Annotated in this window: 11 protein-coding genes and 2 tRNA genes; 7 read left to right on the forward strand and 6 right to left on the reverse strand. The window is 32.5% G+C overall.

The genetic code is table 11. The features are described 5' to 3' along the window. The first annotated feature begins 89 nt into the window (after positions 1 to 89). The gene (gene pruA / locus ABWP60_RS00720; RefSeq protein ID WP_353147095.1) at positions 90 to 1,715 is read left to right on the forward strand and encodes an L-glutamate gamma-semialdehyde dehydrogenase; all 1,626 of its coding nucleotides are present in this window, start codon (positions 90 to 92) and stop codon (positions 1,713 to 1,715) included. Positions 1,716 to 1,808: 93 nt separating this feature from the next. Here pruA and sppA read toward each other — a convergent pair whose 3' ends face one another. After that, complete coding sequence (sppA, locus tag ABWP60_RS00725) at positions 1,809 to 3,581, reverse strand: signal peptide peptidase SppA (protein ID WP_353147098.1); 1,773 nt, start codon at positions 3,579 to 3,581, stop codon at positions 1,809 to 1,811. A 240-nt stretch (positions 3,582 to 3,821) separates the two neighbouring features. On the opposite strand from sppA, the gene folK reads away from it, so the two are divergent. Then, positions 3,822 to 4,955 (forward strand): 2-amino-4-hydroxy-6-hydroxymethyldihydropteridine diphosphokinase, encoded by a 1,134-nt coding sequence (folK, locus tag ABWP60_RS00730; protein WP_353147101.1) that lies wholly within the window; start codon positions 3,822 to 3,824, stop codon positions 4,953 to 4,955. 3 nt (positions 4,956 to 4,958) lie between these two features. Here the strand turns inward: folK and ABWP60_RS00735 are convergent, their stop codons facing one another. Then, entirely contained in the window at positions 4,959 to 7,019 is a 2,061-nt protein-coding gene (locus tag ABWP60_RS00735) for an Ig-like domain-containing protein (protein ID WP_353147104.1), read from the reverse strand. A gap of 28 nt (positions 7,020 to 7,047) precedes the next feature. Continuing rightward, positions 7,048 to 7,584: an RNA methyltransferase gene (locus ABWP60_RS00740; protein ID WP_353147107.1), complete on the reverse strand. Its 537-nt coding sequence runs from the start codon at positions 7,582 to 7,584 to the stop codon at positions 7,048 to 7,050. 262 nt (positions 7,585 to 7,846) lie between these two features. On the opposite strand from ABWP60_RS00740, the gene mutS reads away from it, so the two are divergent. From mutS to ABWP60_RS00760, 4 genes are all read left to right on the forward strand, one after another. Then, a complete protein-coding gene (mutS, locus tag ABWP60_RS00745; protein ID WP_353147787.1) occupies positions 7,847 to 10,414 on the forward strand; it encodes a DNA mismatch repair protein MutS in 2,568 nt (855 codons plus the stop codon). A gap of 136 nt (positions 10,415 to 10,550) precedes the next feature. Further along, positions 10,551 to 10,623 (forward strand) — tRNA-Gly (locus ABWP60_RS00750). 105 nt (positions 10,624 to 10,728) lie between these two features. After that, positions 10,729 to 10,814 (forward strand) — tRNA-Leu (locus ABWP60_RS00755). 93 nt (positions 10,815 to 10,907) lie between these two features. Beyond that, positions 10,908 to 11,273 (forward strand): DUF1508 domain-containing protein, encoded by a 366-nt coding sequence (locus ABWP60_RS00760; protein ID WP_353147110.1) that lies wholly within the window; start codon positions 10,908 to 10,910, stop codon positions 11,271 to 11,273. Between the two features lie 195 nt (positions 11,274 to 11,468). Here ABWP60_RS00760 and ABWP60_RS00765 read toward each other — a convergent pair whose 3' ends face one another. The 3 genes from ABWP60_RS00765 to ABWP60_RS00775 all read right to left on the reverse strand — a co-directional run bounded on the left by ABWP60_RS00765 (position 11,469) and on the right by ABWP60_RS00775 (position 15,281). Next, positions 11,469 to 11,681 carry a hypothetical protein gene (locus ABWP60_RS00765; RefSeq protein WP_353147113.1) on the reverse strand — a complete coding sequence of 71 codons (213 nt, stop codon included), beginning with the start codon at positions 11,679 to 11,681 and terminating at the stop codon, positions 11,469 to 11,471. 138 nt (positions 11,682 to 11,819) lie between these two features. Then, the gene (locus tag ABWP60_RS00770) at positions 11,820 to 13,985 is read right to left on the reverse strand and encodes a S46 family peptidase (protein ID WP_353147116.1); all 2,166 of its coding nucleotides are present in this window, start codon (positions 13,983 to 13,985) and stop codon (positions 11,820 to 11,822) included. A 66-nt stretch (positions 13,986 to 14,051) separates the two neighbouring features. Continuing rightward, positions 14,052 to 15,281, reverse strand: a complete 1,230-nt coding sequence (locus ABWP60_RS00775) for a 3-deoxy-D-manno-octulosonic acid transferase (protein WP_353147119.1) — start codon at positions 15,279 to 15,281, stop codon at positions 14,052 to 14,054. Between the two features lie 97 nt (positions 15,282 to 15,378). Between ABWP60_RS00775 and ABWP60_RS00780 the strand changes: the two genes are divergently transcribed. Next, on the forward strand, positions 15,379 to 16,506 hold the full coding sequence (locus ABWP60_RS00780) for a DegT/DnrJ/EryC1/StrS family aminotransferase (RefSeq protein ID WP_353147122.1): 1,128 nt from the start codon (positions 15,379 to 15,381) through the stop codon (positions 16,504 to 16,506). The last annotated feature ends 24 nt before the right edge of the window (positions 16,507 to 16,530 follow it).

The raw sequence follows: 16,530 nt of genomic DNA on the forward strand, positions 1-16,530 counted from the left end.
TTATTTTAGAATTCAATTTATCCTTTGTACTTTTGTCTAAGTTTTTTATTTAAAAATCTAATTTGTCTAATCATCTAATAATCTAATACATGTTAAAAGGATTTTTTAATATACCCAAAGCGGTAAACGAGCCAGTAAAGAGCTACGTACCAAATTCTCCAGAAAAAACAAGTGTTTTAGAAGCCTACAAAACCATGTGGAATTCAAAAATTGATGTGCCTTTATACATTGGTTCCGAAGAAATTTTCACTGGAAACACCAAAAATATGTCGGCACCCCATGATCACCAACACGTGGTTGGAACGTATCATTTAGCTGAAAAAACACATGTCGAAAAAGCCATTTCAAATGCATTAGAAAGCCGAACAAAATGGGCAAATATGGCTTGGGAACAACGTGCCGCTATCTTTTTAAAAGCTGCTGAATTAATTGCTGGACCTTATCGAGCAAAAATAAATGCGGCTACCATGATTGCACAATCAAAAACCATACACCAAGCAGAAATTGATGCCTCTTGTGAATTAATTGATTTTTTACGTTTCAACGTAGAATTTATGACGCAAATTTATGCAGACCAGCCTGCTTCTAATTCCGATATGTGGAATAGAGTCGAATACAGACCTTTAGAAGGTTTTGTATATGCTGTAACTCCTTTTAATTTTACTGCAATTGCTGCAAATTTGCCAGCCAGTGCTGCATTAATGGGTAATGTAGTAGTATGGAAACCAAGCGATAGCCAAGTATTTTCTGCAAAAATTATTATAGATGTATTTAAAGAAGCAGGCGTTCCAGACGGTGTAATTAATGTTGTTTTTGGAGATCCAGTAATGATTACAGATACCGTTTTAGCTTCTCCTGATTTTGCTGGAATACACTACACGGGTTCCACGTTTATCTTCAAAGAAATTTGGAAAAAAATTGGGACTAACATTCACAACTATAAAACATACCCAAGAATTGTAGGTGAAACTGGTGGGAAAGATTTTGTACTTGCACATCCTTCAGCTAATATAAAACAAGTCACAACAGCTATTACTCGTGGTGCTTTTGAATTCCAAGGCCAAAAATGTTCAGCAGCTTCAAGAGCTTACATTCCACAATCTATGTGGCCTGCAGTTAAAGAACAATTAATTACAGACGTGAATTCAATGAAAATGGGGTCGCCAGAAGATTTTACAAACTTTATAACTGCAGTAATTCACGAAGGTTCATTTGATAAATTAGCGAGTTATATAGATCAAGCTAAAAAAGATGCTGACGCAGAAGTTATTATAGGTGGAAATTACGATAAATCTAAAGGTTATTTTGTTGAACCAACAGTTATTTTAACTTCAAATCCGAAATACGCTACAATGGAAACAGAACTTTTCGGACCGGTAATTACAATTTATGTATACGAAGATGCAAAATGGGCGGAAACATTAACTTTAATAGATCAAACTTCAGAATATGCATTAACGGGAGCCGTTTTAAGCACTGATAGATATGCAATAGAAGAAGCAACGGTAGCCTTACAAAATGCAGCAGGAAACTTCTATATTAACGACAAGCCAACTGGTGCTGTTGTGGGAATGCAGCCTTTTGGAGGAGCAAGAGCTTCTGGAACTAATGACAAAGCAGGTTCAGCGCAAAACTTATTACGATGGGTGTCTCCTAGAACAATAAAAGAAACTTTCGTTACACCAGAACATTTTAGTTATCCATTTTTAGGTTAATTTTAAAAATAAAAAACTTGATTATTGCAAAAAAAACGCCAGACTATTAAGAATGGCGTTTTTTTTATTTGATAGAGTGATTAGAATGCAATACTACAAATTCAAATTAAAAGGCAATAACATTTGTATACCTTTTCTGTTTTGCAATACTTTCGCTTTTTTAAGTAAATAATAATTTTCTTCACCCAATTCTTCTTTCATCATCGTTTCTCTAGATTTGTATATACTTGCTCCTGCAAACGCATCAAAAATCTCATCAAAATCTTTTTTATATTCTGGATAATTTTCCGTTCTATAACTTTTTGAATTTCCCAAAATAGCGGCATGGGCAATAGCGGCATCTAAATTCCCTAATTTATCTACTAATCCATTTTTTATGGCATCTGTACCCGTCCAAATTCTACCTTGCGCTATAGCATCTACTTGATCGATAGTCATTTTTCTTCCAACAGCCACTCGATTAATAAATGTTTTATAAACTCGATCAACTCCTTCCGATGCAAATGACTTATATTCCTCTGATATAGGCTCAAAAATACTATAGCCTATAGCATTTTTATGCGTTTGTACTTGTTCTGCATTTACGCCATATTTTGTTGCGAAACCATGAACATTTGGTAACATTCCAAAAACACCAATTGACCCTGTAATTGTTGTTGGTTCTGCGAAAATAGTATTGGCATTACAAGCGATATAATAACCGCCAGATGCCGCTAAATTTCCCATAGAAACTACTACAGGTTTTACTTTTTTGGTTAACTCAATTTCTCTCCAAATTAAATCTGAAACTAAAGCGCTACCTCCCGGGCTATCTACACGCAGTACAACTGCTTTTATATTATCATCCTCTCTTGCTTCTTTTAAGGAACGATTGATAGAACCTTCACCAATATAATCTACATCCCCTTCTCCGCCATTAATATCACCTTGTGCATAAATTACAGCAATTATATCGTCTTTTGTATAATCCTCAGATTTATTAGAAGAATTAGATACATAATCTGTAATTGAAATTGACTCAATATCGTCCTCTTTTGTAACTTTTAATTTAGATTTAATTACGTTGTTAAACTCATCTTCATAGGCAACTTCATCAACTAATTTTTGGGCCAATGCCATTTGTGGCGTTCTTGCTAATAAACTTTCTGCAATGGAATTTAATTGAGCTACGGAAACATTTCTGTTTTTAGAAATATCCGTAACCATAGAATTCCATAAAGACTGCAACAAAGAAGTAACTTGTTCTCTGTTTTCTTTACTAATTTCTTGAGCTAAAAAAGGTTCTACTGCACTTTTAAACTTTCCATTACGAATAATTTCCATTTTTAAACCCGTTTGATCTTGGAAATTTTTATAAAATAACATTTCTGTTCCTAAACCCTTAAAATCCATTTCACCTGAGGGGTTTAAATAAATAGCATCCGCTACAGAACTAATATAATATTCTTTTTGAGAAAAAATAGTAGCATATGCCATCACAAACTTTTTCGATTTTTTAAAATCTTCTAATTTATCTCTAAGTTCTTTACATTGGGCTAATCCTAAATTAGATTGGTTATTTATTATAGTTATGCCTTTAATTTTATTGTCTTTTTTTGCAGCATCAATTGCGTTTAAAACTTCTATAAAACCAACTTTGTCTTTTCCTAAAAGTAAATTACTGAATGGGCTATCCGACTCATATTTACCAGCATAATCAAAATTAATTTTTGCTAAATCTAACAGGATTACAGAATTGTCTTTTATTTTTACCTCATCGTCACCGCTACCAATTAAAGCACCTAGCCCAATTAGAAAGAAAAAACTTAATAAAATAAACAAAAACAACCCTACAATTGTTGCAAATACATTCTTAAAAAAACTCATATTAATTAAAATTATTTACACATTTGTAGTAATTTAAAACAAAATGTTACATGAAAATTAAAAAATTTATAACGAATTATGAAAATAAACAGAACATATGGATGAAAACAAATCTATATTTTTTATAAAATAATCATCTTCAAAAATATTCAGCTTTTGTAGAATAAAAATGTAAAATAGTTTGTTAATTTGTTTGAATAAAAAAAACACTGGTAGAAACCAGATTTGTTTTTACAAAATATGAAATCACAAAATATAATAGTACTTTCTTTAGGAACAAATATGGGTCACAAATTTGAAAATTTGCAGACTTGTATAATGGCTATACATAATTTTATAGCAACAGTAGTTGACGTTTCAAAAGTATACGAAACTCCCGCTTGGGGATTTGAAGGTGATGTGTTTTATAATTGTGCGGTTACAATTCACTCTCATAAATCAGCAAAAAAAATACTAAATGAGATTATAAAATTAGAAAAAAAACTAGGAAGAATCAGAACAAATAATCAACAGTATGAATCTAGAAGTATAGACATTGATATTATTTCTTTTAATGAGGAAAGTATTGAAACTGAAAATTTGAAGGTTCCGCACATTCACTTACAAAATAGAAAATTTGTTTTATTTCCAATGCTGGACATTGCGCCAAAATGGAAACATCCAAAACTAAATAAAACCATTTCTGAATTACTTATTTCTTGTGAAGACACTTCGGAAATTAAAGAAATTGGAACATTAAAAAACCCTTTTCATAACATTATATTAAAACCACTAAATTACATTTCTATTGAAGGAAACATTGGTGCAGGAAAAACTACATTGGCCACAAAAATTGCGGAAGACTGTAATGCAAAAACAATTTTAGAACGATTTGCTGACAATCCGTTTTTACCAAAATTTTATAAAGATCAAAACCGTTATGCCTTTCCTTTAGAAATGTCATTCTTGGCAGATAGATACCAACAATTATCCGATGATTTAGCACAATTTGATTTGTTTAAAGATTTTATTGTCGCCGATTATCATATTTTTAAATCGCAGATATTTGCAAAAGTTACTTTACAGGAAGACGAATTTCGTTTGTACAAAACCATGTTTGATATTATATATAAAGAAATGCCAAAACCTGATTTATATGTTTATTTGTACCAAAATACCGATCGATTATTAGCTAACATAAAAAAACGTGGAAGAAGCTACGAACAAGATATATCTTCTAATTACTTAGAAAAAATAAACCAAGGATATTTAGATTATATTAAGTCACAAACCGATATTAATGCGTTAATTATAGATGTCTCTGATTTAGATTTCGTGAAGAATCAAGAAGATTATATTTATATTATGACTGAAATTAAAAATAAAATACAATAGAAATTATCTTTTTAAAGTAAAATGACCTTTTATTTCTGGTGTATTGTTTCCTAAATTTGCTACAAACCAGTAATCTGAAGACGGAACAATTTCACCATTCAATCTTCCATCCCAATAGGGATTTTTAGTATTTAACTCTGTAATTAGTTTTCCATATCTATCGAAAATAGTAATAATAGCATTAGTAAATAGATTCATACCGTTTATTTTCCAATAATCGTTAAATCCATCCCCGTTAGGTGTAAAAAATGTTGGATAATCAAGCACCACAAAATTCTTATAATCGTATCCACAATTTGTTCCTATTTCTCTAACATAACAAGTATAAACGCCTCCCACAATAAAGTTAAAAACATTAGAACTCTGAAAATGAATATTATCTAAAGAATATTCAAAAATTCCTGTTCCAGTTATACTTATTTCGGCTGTAAATCCTTCCACTTTTATTAAAGTAATTTCTGGTGCCGTATGTTCAACAACTGTAAAGTTCTTGGTTAAATTACAATTTAAAGGCGTTGTAATTACAACTGAATACGCACCTGCTGAGGCAACAGTACAATTTTGTGTAGTTGCTCCTGTAGACCATAAATAAGAACTCCCCGGTATTCCAGATTGGAGCGTTACGGATGTATTCTCACAAAAAATAATCGTTTCATCCACTACTGTAGGAGCAGGAACCACCTGAACTGGAATTGCAATTCTGTTAGATTGACAACCATTGCTTATTGCTTCAATATAATAAGTTGTCGATGCGTTTAAGTTAGGTGTCGTAAATGATGTTCCTGTAAAAATTGGTGTCAAACTTGTATTAGAATCATACCAATTTAAAACACCTATCGTTGTATTAGCTTGAATTGTAATGTTGGTGTTTTGGCATACAGGATTGGGGGCTATAAAACTAATTACTGGAACGGGTTTAATAGTAGCTGTAACTTGTATTCTATTTCCGAAACCGCAACCTACTGGAAAAGCATCGACGTAATAGCTAGTGGTTGTATTTAATACTGGTGTATTGAATGAATTTCCTGAAAAAATTGGCGTTCCTCCAGTTGGTGTAGTGTACCAATTACAGCTTCCAATGTTGGAAGTAGCTTGAAGTAAAACGGAACCTGAACCACATCTATTTGCGCCTAATGGGTTAGATATAATAGGAATTGTGATAATAGAAGTTGTAGAAATCTGCAAAATGGGATCACCAGGCATTCCGCCATATTCAACAATAAATCCTTTTGGTTGGTAATTCCCACTTGAGGCACCAACATTACTTAAATCATTCCACGAACCGGGCTGTCCTACGCCTGGTGCTGTAACGTGCGCATAATCTTCCTCGCCTTGGTTGTTTGGTTCATTTGCATTCCAAAAAGCAAAATTTGGAGAACTACCATTCACAGCGCCATTCCAAAAGGTAGTACCTAATTCTGGACCTGTAACCCATTTCCAAACCCCTTCATTTGCTTCGTCTGAACCTCCAATCCATCCTGCTCCAGATGCTTGCACACCAGAAATTTGGACTTCTTCAACAGTAGTAATTGTAGCCAAATACCCTTGTAAACCATAATAAGTTGATGCAGCTGCAGCATTTTTAGCGTTTGTCCAAGTTATTCCCGTATTTGGAATATATTGATAGTAATGATCTGTTGATTCTAAATAATTTGCCTGCCCTACAGTAATAGAAAAAATACGTTGCCCACTTGGATTTAAGGATGAGTTTGTAAAAACCACCGATTCAATAGCTGCTTTAAATTGTAAATAAGTAGGATCGCCACTTGTTCCGCTTAAGGTTAATTTCCCTTCTGTGGCATTCCAAGAAGAAGTAATTGCGGGATGAGTACCGGTTAAGGTTAACACATCTTGTCCAAAAACATAACCTGACGAAATTTGAATGTACATAGCAGCAATACCAACATCATCAGTATCTGTAATAGTCATAGAAGTAACAATCGGCAAAGAAGTTTGAGGACAATACACTTGATTTCCAGTAGCTTGCAATATAGGTGCTGCATTTTGAGCGACTATTGCTATAGAAAATAAAAAGAAATAAAGTGATTTTAAAAACTTAATCATTTGTCAAAGGTACAATAAGAAAGTAGAATTATTTATTTTTTAACATCTTTTGAAATAAATCCCAAATTACAATTCCTGCGCTAACTGAAATATTCAAAGAATGTTTGCTCCCTAATTGTGGAATTTCTATAACTCCATCAGAGACATTAATAACCTCTTGAGAAACGCCTTTTACCTCATTACCAAAAATTAAAGCATATTTTGTTTTCATTTCAGGCTCAAAATCATCTAACATAATTGCGTTTTCGGTTTGCTCAATAGAATAAACTTTAACATTTTCTGTTTTCAATTTAGCAACAACTTCCAAAACATCTTTAGCATATTCCCAAGTTACTGTATCCGTTGCGCCCAAAGCGGTTTTATGAATTTCCTTATTTGGCGGAATTGCCGTAATACCACATAAATAGATTTTTTCAATCAAAAAAGCATCCGAAGTTCTAAAAACCGATCCAATATTATGCAAACTTCTAATGTCGTCTAACACAATAATTAATGGTGATTTTTTTGCTTCAGCAAATGCTTCTTTACTGATTCGATTTAACTCGGCGTTGGCTAATTTTCTCATCTTGCAAAAGTATAGATAATTTTCAATTCGTCAATATGTTGATGTGCCAATTTTGAAATAGAGACGCAGATTGAAGAAATTACCATAATTTATATAATTTTTTAGATCTGTGTTCCAAACTTTTCAACTTAAAATTGAATTTTGAGTTTCTAATTGCTATTGCATTTTGAATTTACTAACTTCGCCTTCACTAAATTTTTACGTTGTGGCTAAAAAATCAGCATCCGAAATAAAAGATTCTACTCCAAAAGTATCTCCGTTAATGCAACAATACAACACCATTAAGGCAAAATATCCTGATGCATGTTTGTTGTTTCGTGTGGGCGATTTTTATGAAACTTTCGGTGAAGATGCCATTCGAGCTTCCAGAATTTTAGGGATAACTTTGACCAAACGTGGAAATGGAAGTGAAAGTGAAACCGCTTTAGCAGGATTTCCGCATCATTCCATAAATACCTATTTGCCAAAATTAGTCAAAGCGGGATTACGTGTTGCCATTTGTGATCAATTGGAAGATCCGAAAATGACAAAAACTATAGTAAAAAGGGGCGTTACCGAATTAGTAACTCCTGGAGTTTCTTTTAACGACGACATTTTACATTCGAAATCAAATAATTTTTTAGCCGCTGTTTTTTTTGGAAAAAAAACTAATGGAATATCATTTTTGGACGTTTCAACAGGTGAATTTTTAACCGCTGAAGGAAACGAAGAATATATTGACAAGTTGCTTCAAAATTTCAGACCAAGTGAAGTGTTGGTTTCGAAACAACAAAAAGCGGATTTTAAACAGCATTTTGGAGAAGATTTTCACGTGTTCTATTTAGAAGATTGGATATATAAAGAAGATTTTGCTTTTGAAAGCTTAACGAAACATTTTCAAACCAATTCATTAAAAGGTTTTGGTATAGACGATTTCAATGAAGCTGTGATTTCCTCAGGTGCCATTTTATATTATTTATCAGAAACGCAACACAATAAAATTCAACATATTACAAACATCCAACGAATAGCAGAAGACGCTTATGTATGGATGGACAAATTCACAATTCGAAATTTAGAATTATATCATAGTTATAATCCTAATGCGGTAACTTTAATTGATGTGATTGATAAAACACTTTCGCCAATGGGTTCAAGATTATTGAAACGTTGGTTGGCATTGCCATTGAAAGACATCAATAAAATTAAAGGTCGACACGAAGTAGTGGCGTATTTGAACGAAAATTCAGAAGAATTACATCAAATTCAATATCAAATAAAACAAATTTCCGATTTAGAACGTTTAATTTCAAAAGTAGCCACTGGAAAAGTTTCTCCAAGAGAAGTCATTCACTTAAAAGACTCGTTAGATGCTATTATTCCAATTAAAACGTTGGCTTTACAATCAAAAAATGAAGCGTTAAAAACCATTGGTGATAGTCTGCATGCCTGCGAATTGTTACGAGAAAAAATAGGAACTACTTTAAATCCTGATGCGCCAGTAGCTATTAATAAAGGAAACGCCATTGCGGTCGGGGTTAACACAGAATTAGATGATTTACGAGCCATTTCTTCAACAGGAAAAGGCTATTTAGAAGCATTAGAAAAACGCGAAAGCGAGATTACAGGAATTCCTTCTCTAAAAATATCATTTAATAATGTTTTCGGATATTATATTGAAGTACGAAATACACATAAAGATAAAGTTCCAGCGGAATGGATCAGAAAGCAAACTTTAGTTAATGCGGAACGATACATTACAGAGGAATTAAAAGAATATGAATCGAAAATTTTAGGTGCAGAAGATAAAATTTCGCAATTAGAAAGTATGTTGTACGAACAATTAGTCAATTGGATGGCAACCTATATCAAACCGGTTCAGTTAAATGCAAATTTAGTTGCGCAAATAGATTGTCTTCAAAGTTTTGCACAAATGGCTGTTGAAAATAAATACGTACAACCCGAAATAGATGATAGTTATGATTTGGATATTAAAGAAGGACGCCATCCGGTAATTGAAAAACAACTTCCTGTAGGAACGCCTTATATATCAAACGATGTTTTTTTAGATAGACAAACCCAGCAATTAATTATGATTACGGGACCAAATATGTCTGGAAAATCAGCAATTTTACGACAAACGGCTTTGATTGTGTTACTGGCCCAAATGGGAAGTTTTGTTCCTGCAGCACAAGTAAGAATGGGAGTTGTAGATAAGATTTTTACACGGGTAGGCGCAAGTGATAACATTTCTATGGGAGAATCTACTTTTATGGTAGAAATGAATGAAACGGCTTCTATTCTGAATAATATTTCCGAGAGAAGTTTGGTGTTATTAGACGAAATCGGAAGAGGTACCTCAACCTATGACGGAATCTCAATTGCTTGGGCTATTGCCGAATATTTACACGAACACCCAAGTAAGGCAAAAACGCTTTTCGCTACGCATTATCACGAGTTAAATGAAATGGAAGCGATTTTTACACGAGTACAAAATTTTAATGTTTCTGTAAAAGAATTAAAAGATACCGTCTTATTTATTAGAAAATTAATAAAAGGCGGAAGCGAACATAGTTTTGGTATACACGTAGCAAAAATGGCGGGAATGCCACAAACAGTAATTCAGAAAGCACAAAAAATATTAAAAAAATTAGAGAAAGACCATTCTGGAGAAGTTTTAAACGGAATTAAGGCCGAAAAAGAGGAATTGCAATTGAGTTTTTTTAACTTAGACGATCCTTTATTAGAGGAACTGAAAGAAGAAATTATGAATATTGATATTAATACGTTAACGCCCGTTGAAGCATTAATGAAACTCAATGAGATAAAAAGAATGTTAACAAAAAAATAAAATTAATATAACTTTTTCACTTTCAAATCATTAAAAAAAAGATTGGATATTTTTAGTAAAACTACTTGTGAGAATAAAAATATATATTATATTTGCACTCGCATTACGAAAGAAATGCTCACGTTCCTTAAAAATTGCGAAAATAGCTCAGCTGGTAGAGCGCGACCTTGCCAAGGTCGAGGTCGCGGGTTCGAGCCCCGTTTTTCGCTCAATAGTATAAAAATACCAATTGTTGTGTTTACACAATAAGATGCTTGAGAATAACTTTAATTAATTTTTTCTAAAATTAGCTAAAAAATTCAAAAAGCAGACATGCTTGAGTGGTGGAATTGGTAGACACGCTGGACTTAAAATCCAGTGGGTAGTAATGCCCGTGCGGGTTCAAGTCCCGCCTTGAGTACTAAAAGCTTCAAACTATGTTTGGAGCTTTTTTTGTTTATAGTAATTCTAAAAAATAGATTCAATATCTTTTTTTCAAAAAATTAAATCTTAGATGGCAACTTTTGTAATCAGCAAAAAACCCAGCGGACATTACAAATACGAATTAACTTCTCGTAGAGGAAAAACCATTTTTATTAGTAATGCATTTGAATTAAGATTTGAATGTGAAGAAGAAATTGAAGTACTAAAAAAATCAATAGAACAATTGTTTTTTATGCGATTTCGTTCGCCTGCAGGGAAATTTTACTTTAAAATCATTTTAAATGATAAAGAAGTTGCTGTTAGCAGAAAGTATTCCACCCAATTAATGTTAGAAAAAGGCATCCATGAAATTTTAAAATATGGAGCTAAAGCCGAATATTTAGATTTTTCAAAATCACAAGATATTTTTCCTTCTGCAGAAAATGTTTTTGGATAACTAAAAGTTGTTTCGCAGAGATTCACAAAAAAACTCAGAAATGCGCAAAGATTTATTTATCATCATTTAATTAAATACAAAACTTACATAATTAGCGTTATGCAAAATGAGTTTTTCTGGAATTTCGTTCACTTTTGGGCAAAAAAAATCCCGACTTAGTCGGGATTGATTTCTTTTCGAAAAGAAGGTCAAATATTATTTTTTAACTTCTTCTTTAACTTCTTCAGTTTTTGTAGCAGCGCTATCTGTATTCACAGCAGCAGTATCAGCAACAACAGCAGTAGTATCAGCTACAACAGCAGTAGTATCTACAGCAGTAGAATCAGCAGCTGGAGTTTCATCCGCTTTTTTGTTACAAGAAACTAATACAGCAGCAACGAATGCTAAACTTAAAACAACTTTTTTCATCTTAATTTAATTATAAAGGTTAATTATTTATGAAGCAAAGATATAAAAAAAATTAAATGTCAAATACTTTTTTCTATTTTTTTTAATTTATTTTTCAATTCTTACACAATTCATATAGTATCACTCAGAAAACAAAGCTTATTTTCCTTTGTTTTTAGGTGTATTTGGTTGATTATAAATGATTTTCATTTCTTCAATTAAATTTTTAGCACCCGCATATTTATCTATAATAAATAGAATATAACGTGTATCTACCATAATATTTCTACAAATATCTGGAGAATAATACACATCGCTCATGGTACCTTCCCAAACACGGTCAAAATTTAATCCAATTAAGTTTCCATTGGCGTCTAAAGCTGGACTTCCAGAATTTCCTCCAGTGGTATGATTTGTAGCAATAAAAGCTACTGGCATTTTACCATTATCAGCATATTTACCATAGTCTTTTGCATTATACAAATCGATTAATTTTTGTGGTACGTCAAATTCATAATCTCCAGGCACGTATTTTTCCATCACACCATCTAAATACGTAAACGGAGAATACACAACCGCATCGCTTGGTTTGTATCCTTTTACTTTCCCGTACGTTACACGCAAAGTAGAATTAGCATCTGGAAAAATTCTCGCCGATTTTGGACTTAACTCTAAAATGGCTTTCATATAGGTTCGTTGTGTAGCTATATTTTTCAAATTAATCTCGTCATATTTTGGCGCTACATTTTTGTTATATGCTTCTGCAAGTGTTTTTACAAAAGCGAAACCTTTATCTTGATTTAATCTTTCCAAAACCGTTTTGGCATCTCCAGATAACAGTTCGTTCAAACCAGCATATGAAGTTAACTTAGACGACTTAAAAATTTCAGCTGCTAATTGAGTAGCATCCACTCCTTTTACACTTTCAGGCAAAAATTGTTGTGGCGATTTTTTACTATAAATAGCAATTAATTTTTCAAAAACTTTTTCATCAACTTGGGCATTAAAATCTTTATATAAAGGTTCAAATGCTTGCATTACATTCGTTTTTCTGTCATTAAAAGCCTGTTCTCCTTTTGAATTATACACTTGCTCTAATTGAAACAAACGGTATCCAAAAGATAAAATTTCAGTATTTCTTAAAACTACTTCTGTGTAATAATCTCTTGCAATGGCATATTCTTTAATAGCAGCGTAATTTATTGCAAAATCAGCTAATAAATTTCCATATTCTGCTTGCTTTCCTGCTTTGATAATTTTATCTGTTAAGTCTTTTTCAAAAACCTGTTTTGCACCAACTGCATTGGCTTTAATTAATCCTTTGCGCTCTCCAATCCATTTTTTCCAATAATTGGCTACTCCTGCATATTTTGAAGCATATTGAATCTTAATTGCTTGGTCTTTTCTCATAAAACCATCTTGAACTTTTAAAGCCGCATCACGAACTTCAATTCGAGCTGGGTTTAAATCGTTTACTATTTGCTCCACAGCATAAGAAGGTAAATATTCTGAAGTTCTACCAGGATAACCCATGACCATTGTAAAATCGTTTTCTTGGATTCCTTTTGCAGAAACCGGGAAAAAATGTTTAGGGGTATACGGCACATTATCTTTTGAATACGCTGCTGGACGATTATTTTTATCCGCATAGACTCTGAATAAAGAAAAATCTCCCGTATGACGTGGCCAAACCCAATTGTCTGTATCCGAACCAAATTTTCCAATAGAACTTGGCGGCGCACCCACTAATCTAATGTCTTTAAAGTTTTCTGTAACGAATAATAAATATTGATTTCCATCATAAAAAGATCGTACTGTAACATCTTGCCAAGCTTCTCTTACATACGATTTGTTCAAAGCTGCAATATTTTCTTGAGTTTTCTTTTGTTTTTCTGCTTCTGAAGTTAAAGCGGCTAAACCTTCAAATACTTTTGGGGTTACATCATCTATTTTCACAATAAAAGTAACGACAACTCCTGGGTTTGGAAGTTCTTCTTCCATTTTATAAGCCCAAAATCCGTTAGCTAAATAATCGTGTTCTACAGTAGAATGATTTTGTATGTTGTCATACCCACAATGGTGGTTCGTTAACAATAAGCCTTTAGAAGAAATCATTTCTGCGGTACAACCGCCATCAAATTGAGGAACGGCGTCTTTTAATGAGGATTTATTTATAGAATAAATTTGTTCCGCTGTAAGTTTAGAACCTAAAGCTTTCATTTCGTTCTCGTTCATACCTTGCAACAAAGATGGAATCCACATACCCCCTTGTTGGGCTTGCGTTTGAACAATAAATAATACTAAAAATAATTTTAAAAATTTCATAGGATACTAGTTTAATGCGTGCAAGTTAATATAATAAGTAAAATTGTGTCAATTTTTAATATTTTATTAAGAGATATTCCTCAATATATGTTCTGTCGCGCCCTTGTTCATTTGCACAAAAGTACTACAAATGTGACCTTTTTCAACTCGTTCGTCTTCGTTTTGTAATAACAAGTTTAACGCATCATTTAATTCTGATTGATTTTTTATTGAAACACAACCCTCTAAACCAACTAAAGCTGTAGCTTCTGCAAAGTGTGAAAAATTTGGCCCCATAACAATTGGAATTCCAAAAGTAGCGGGTTCTAAGACATTATGTACCCCCGGATTTCCAAAGCCCCCACCAACATAAGCAATATCTGCATAAGAATAAATCTTAGTTAAAATTCCGATTGTATCAATTATAAAAACTTGAAAACTAGATAAATCAATATTACTTTTTTCTGAAAATAAAACGGAAGATTTTGTTATTTGGGATTTGATATTTTTTATTTGCTCCGCTTTGATATTATGCGGTGCAATTATAAATTTTACATTTTCTGAAGATTTATTAATGTAATTTACTAATAGTTCTTCATCTTTTGGCCAACTACTACCAATTACAATTGTTGGCTGATTATTTTTAAATTCCGCAATAAAATCTAACGTATTCTCTTTTTCTAAAAGGGTCACTACCCTATCAAAACGGGTGTCTCCAGAAATTTTTACGTTTTCAAAACCTATAGATTGTAATAATTTTTTTGAAGTTTCATTCTGCACAAAAAAATAGGTAAATGTTTTCAGTGCGTTTCTATAAAATCCACCATACCACTTAAAAAAAGCCTGATTTTTTCTAAAAACTCCAGAAATTAAATAGGTTTTGATGTTTTGATGTTTTAATTCCTTAAGATAATTCGGCCAAAATTCGTACTTAATAAAAAACACCATTTCTGGATGCACTACTTTTAAAAATTGTTTAGCATTAGCAATGGTGTCCAAAGGCAAATATACCGTAACATCTGCGACAGTATTATTTTTTCGAACTTCGTATCCTGAAGGCGAAAAAAAGGTAATTATAATTTTATGATTTGGATACTTTTGTTTTACTTTCTCAATAACAGGCAAACCTTGTTCGTATTCTCCCAAAGAGGCTGCGTGAAACCAAATTGTTTTATCAAATTCTTGAATTTTATTTTGTAACGTTTCAAAAACGGACTTTCTTCCTTCTACAAACAAGTTTAATTTTGGACTAAAAAGCGCCAAAATCTTTAAAAGCTGCGAAGCAAAAAGGAGTATAAAGTTATAAATAAATGACATGTTACTAATTTATGTTGCTAAATTACGTTTCTTTTATGTAACACAAAAAATGTAAGCAGAATTTCTTACTTTTGCTTGACTAAATTAGATTAGGAAGATGAAAAAATTACAAATGGTTGACTTAAAAAGTCAATACGAAAAAATAAAAGACGAAGTAAATGCGTTTATTCAAGAAGTTTTAGACAACAATACTTATATAAATGGTCCTTTAGTACACCAATTTCAGGCAGATTTAGAAAAATATTTAGGTGTAAAACACGTAATTCCTTGTGCCAACGGAACGGATGCTTTGCAAATTGCGATGATGGGATTGGGATTACAACCTGGCGATGAAGTCATAACTGCTGATTTCACCTTCGCAGCAACCGTTGAAGTGATCGCTTTATTGCAATTAACTCCAGTGCTAGTAGATGTAGATAGGAATAATATGAATATTTCATTAGAAGGTATTCGTAAAGCCATTACTCCAAAAACAAAAGCGATTGTTCCTGTACATTTATTTGGTCGTGCTGCGAATATGGATGCAATTATGGAAATTGCCAACGCACATAATTTATATGTAATTGAAGATAATGCGCAAGCAATTGGAGCAGATTATACCTCAAAAGATGGTTCTAAAAAGAAAGTGGGGACTATTGGACATGTTGCCGCAACTTCTTTTTTCCCATCAAAAAATTTAGGATGCTATGGTGATGGTGGTGCGATTTACACAAACGATGACAATTTAGCACATAATATTAGAGGAATTGTAAATCATGGCATGTATGAAAGATATCATCATGATGTGGTTGGGGTAAATTCTCGTTTAGATAGTATTCAAGCGGGCGTTTTAAAAGCAAAATTACCACATTTAGACACATACAACAGTGCGCGTCAAGATGCTGCAAGAAAATATACGCTAGCCTTAGGTGTAAATAAAAATATCGTAGCACCAACTATTTGCGAAAGTTGCGATTGTCACGTATTTCATCAATATGTAATTCGTATTACCAATGGAAAACGCGATGGATTACTAGCGTATTTACAAGAAAAAGGTATTCCTTGTGCTATTTATTATCCAATTCCATTACATAGTCAGAAAGCCTATGCCGATGTTCGTTATAACGAAGAAGATTTTCCAGTTACCAATCAGTTATGTAAAGAAGTTATAGCATTACCAATGCACACAGAATTAGACGATGAACAAATTAAATTTATTACCGATACGGTTTTAGAATATGTTTAAATTAGCTTTCAGTTTATGCAGCTG

Source organism: Flavobacterium sp., from assembly GCF_040402895.1.
Taxonomy (GTDB): domain Bacteria; phylum Bacteroidota; class Bacteroidia; order Flavobacteriales; family Flavobacteriaceae; genus Flavobacterium.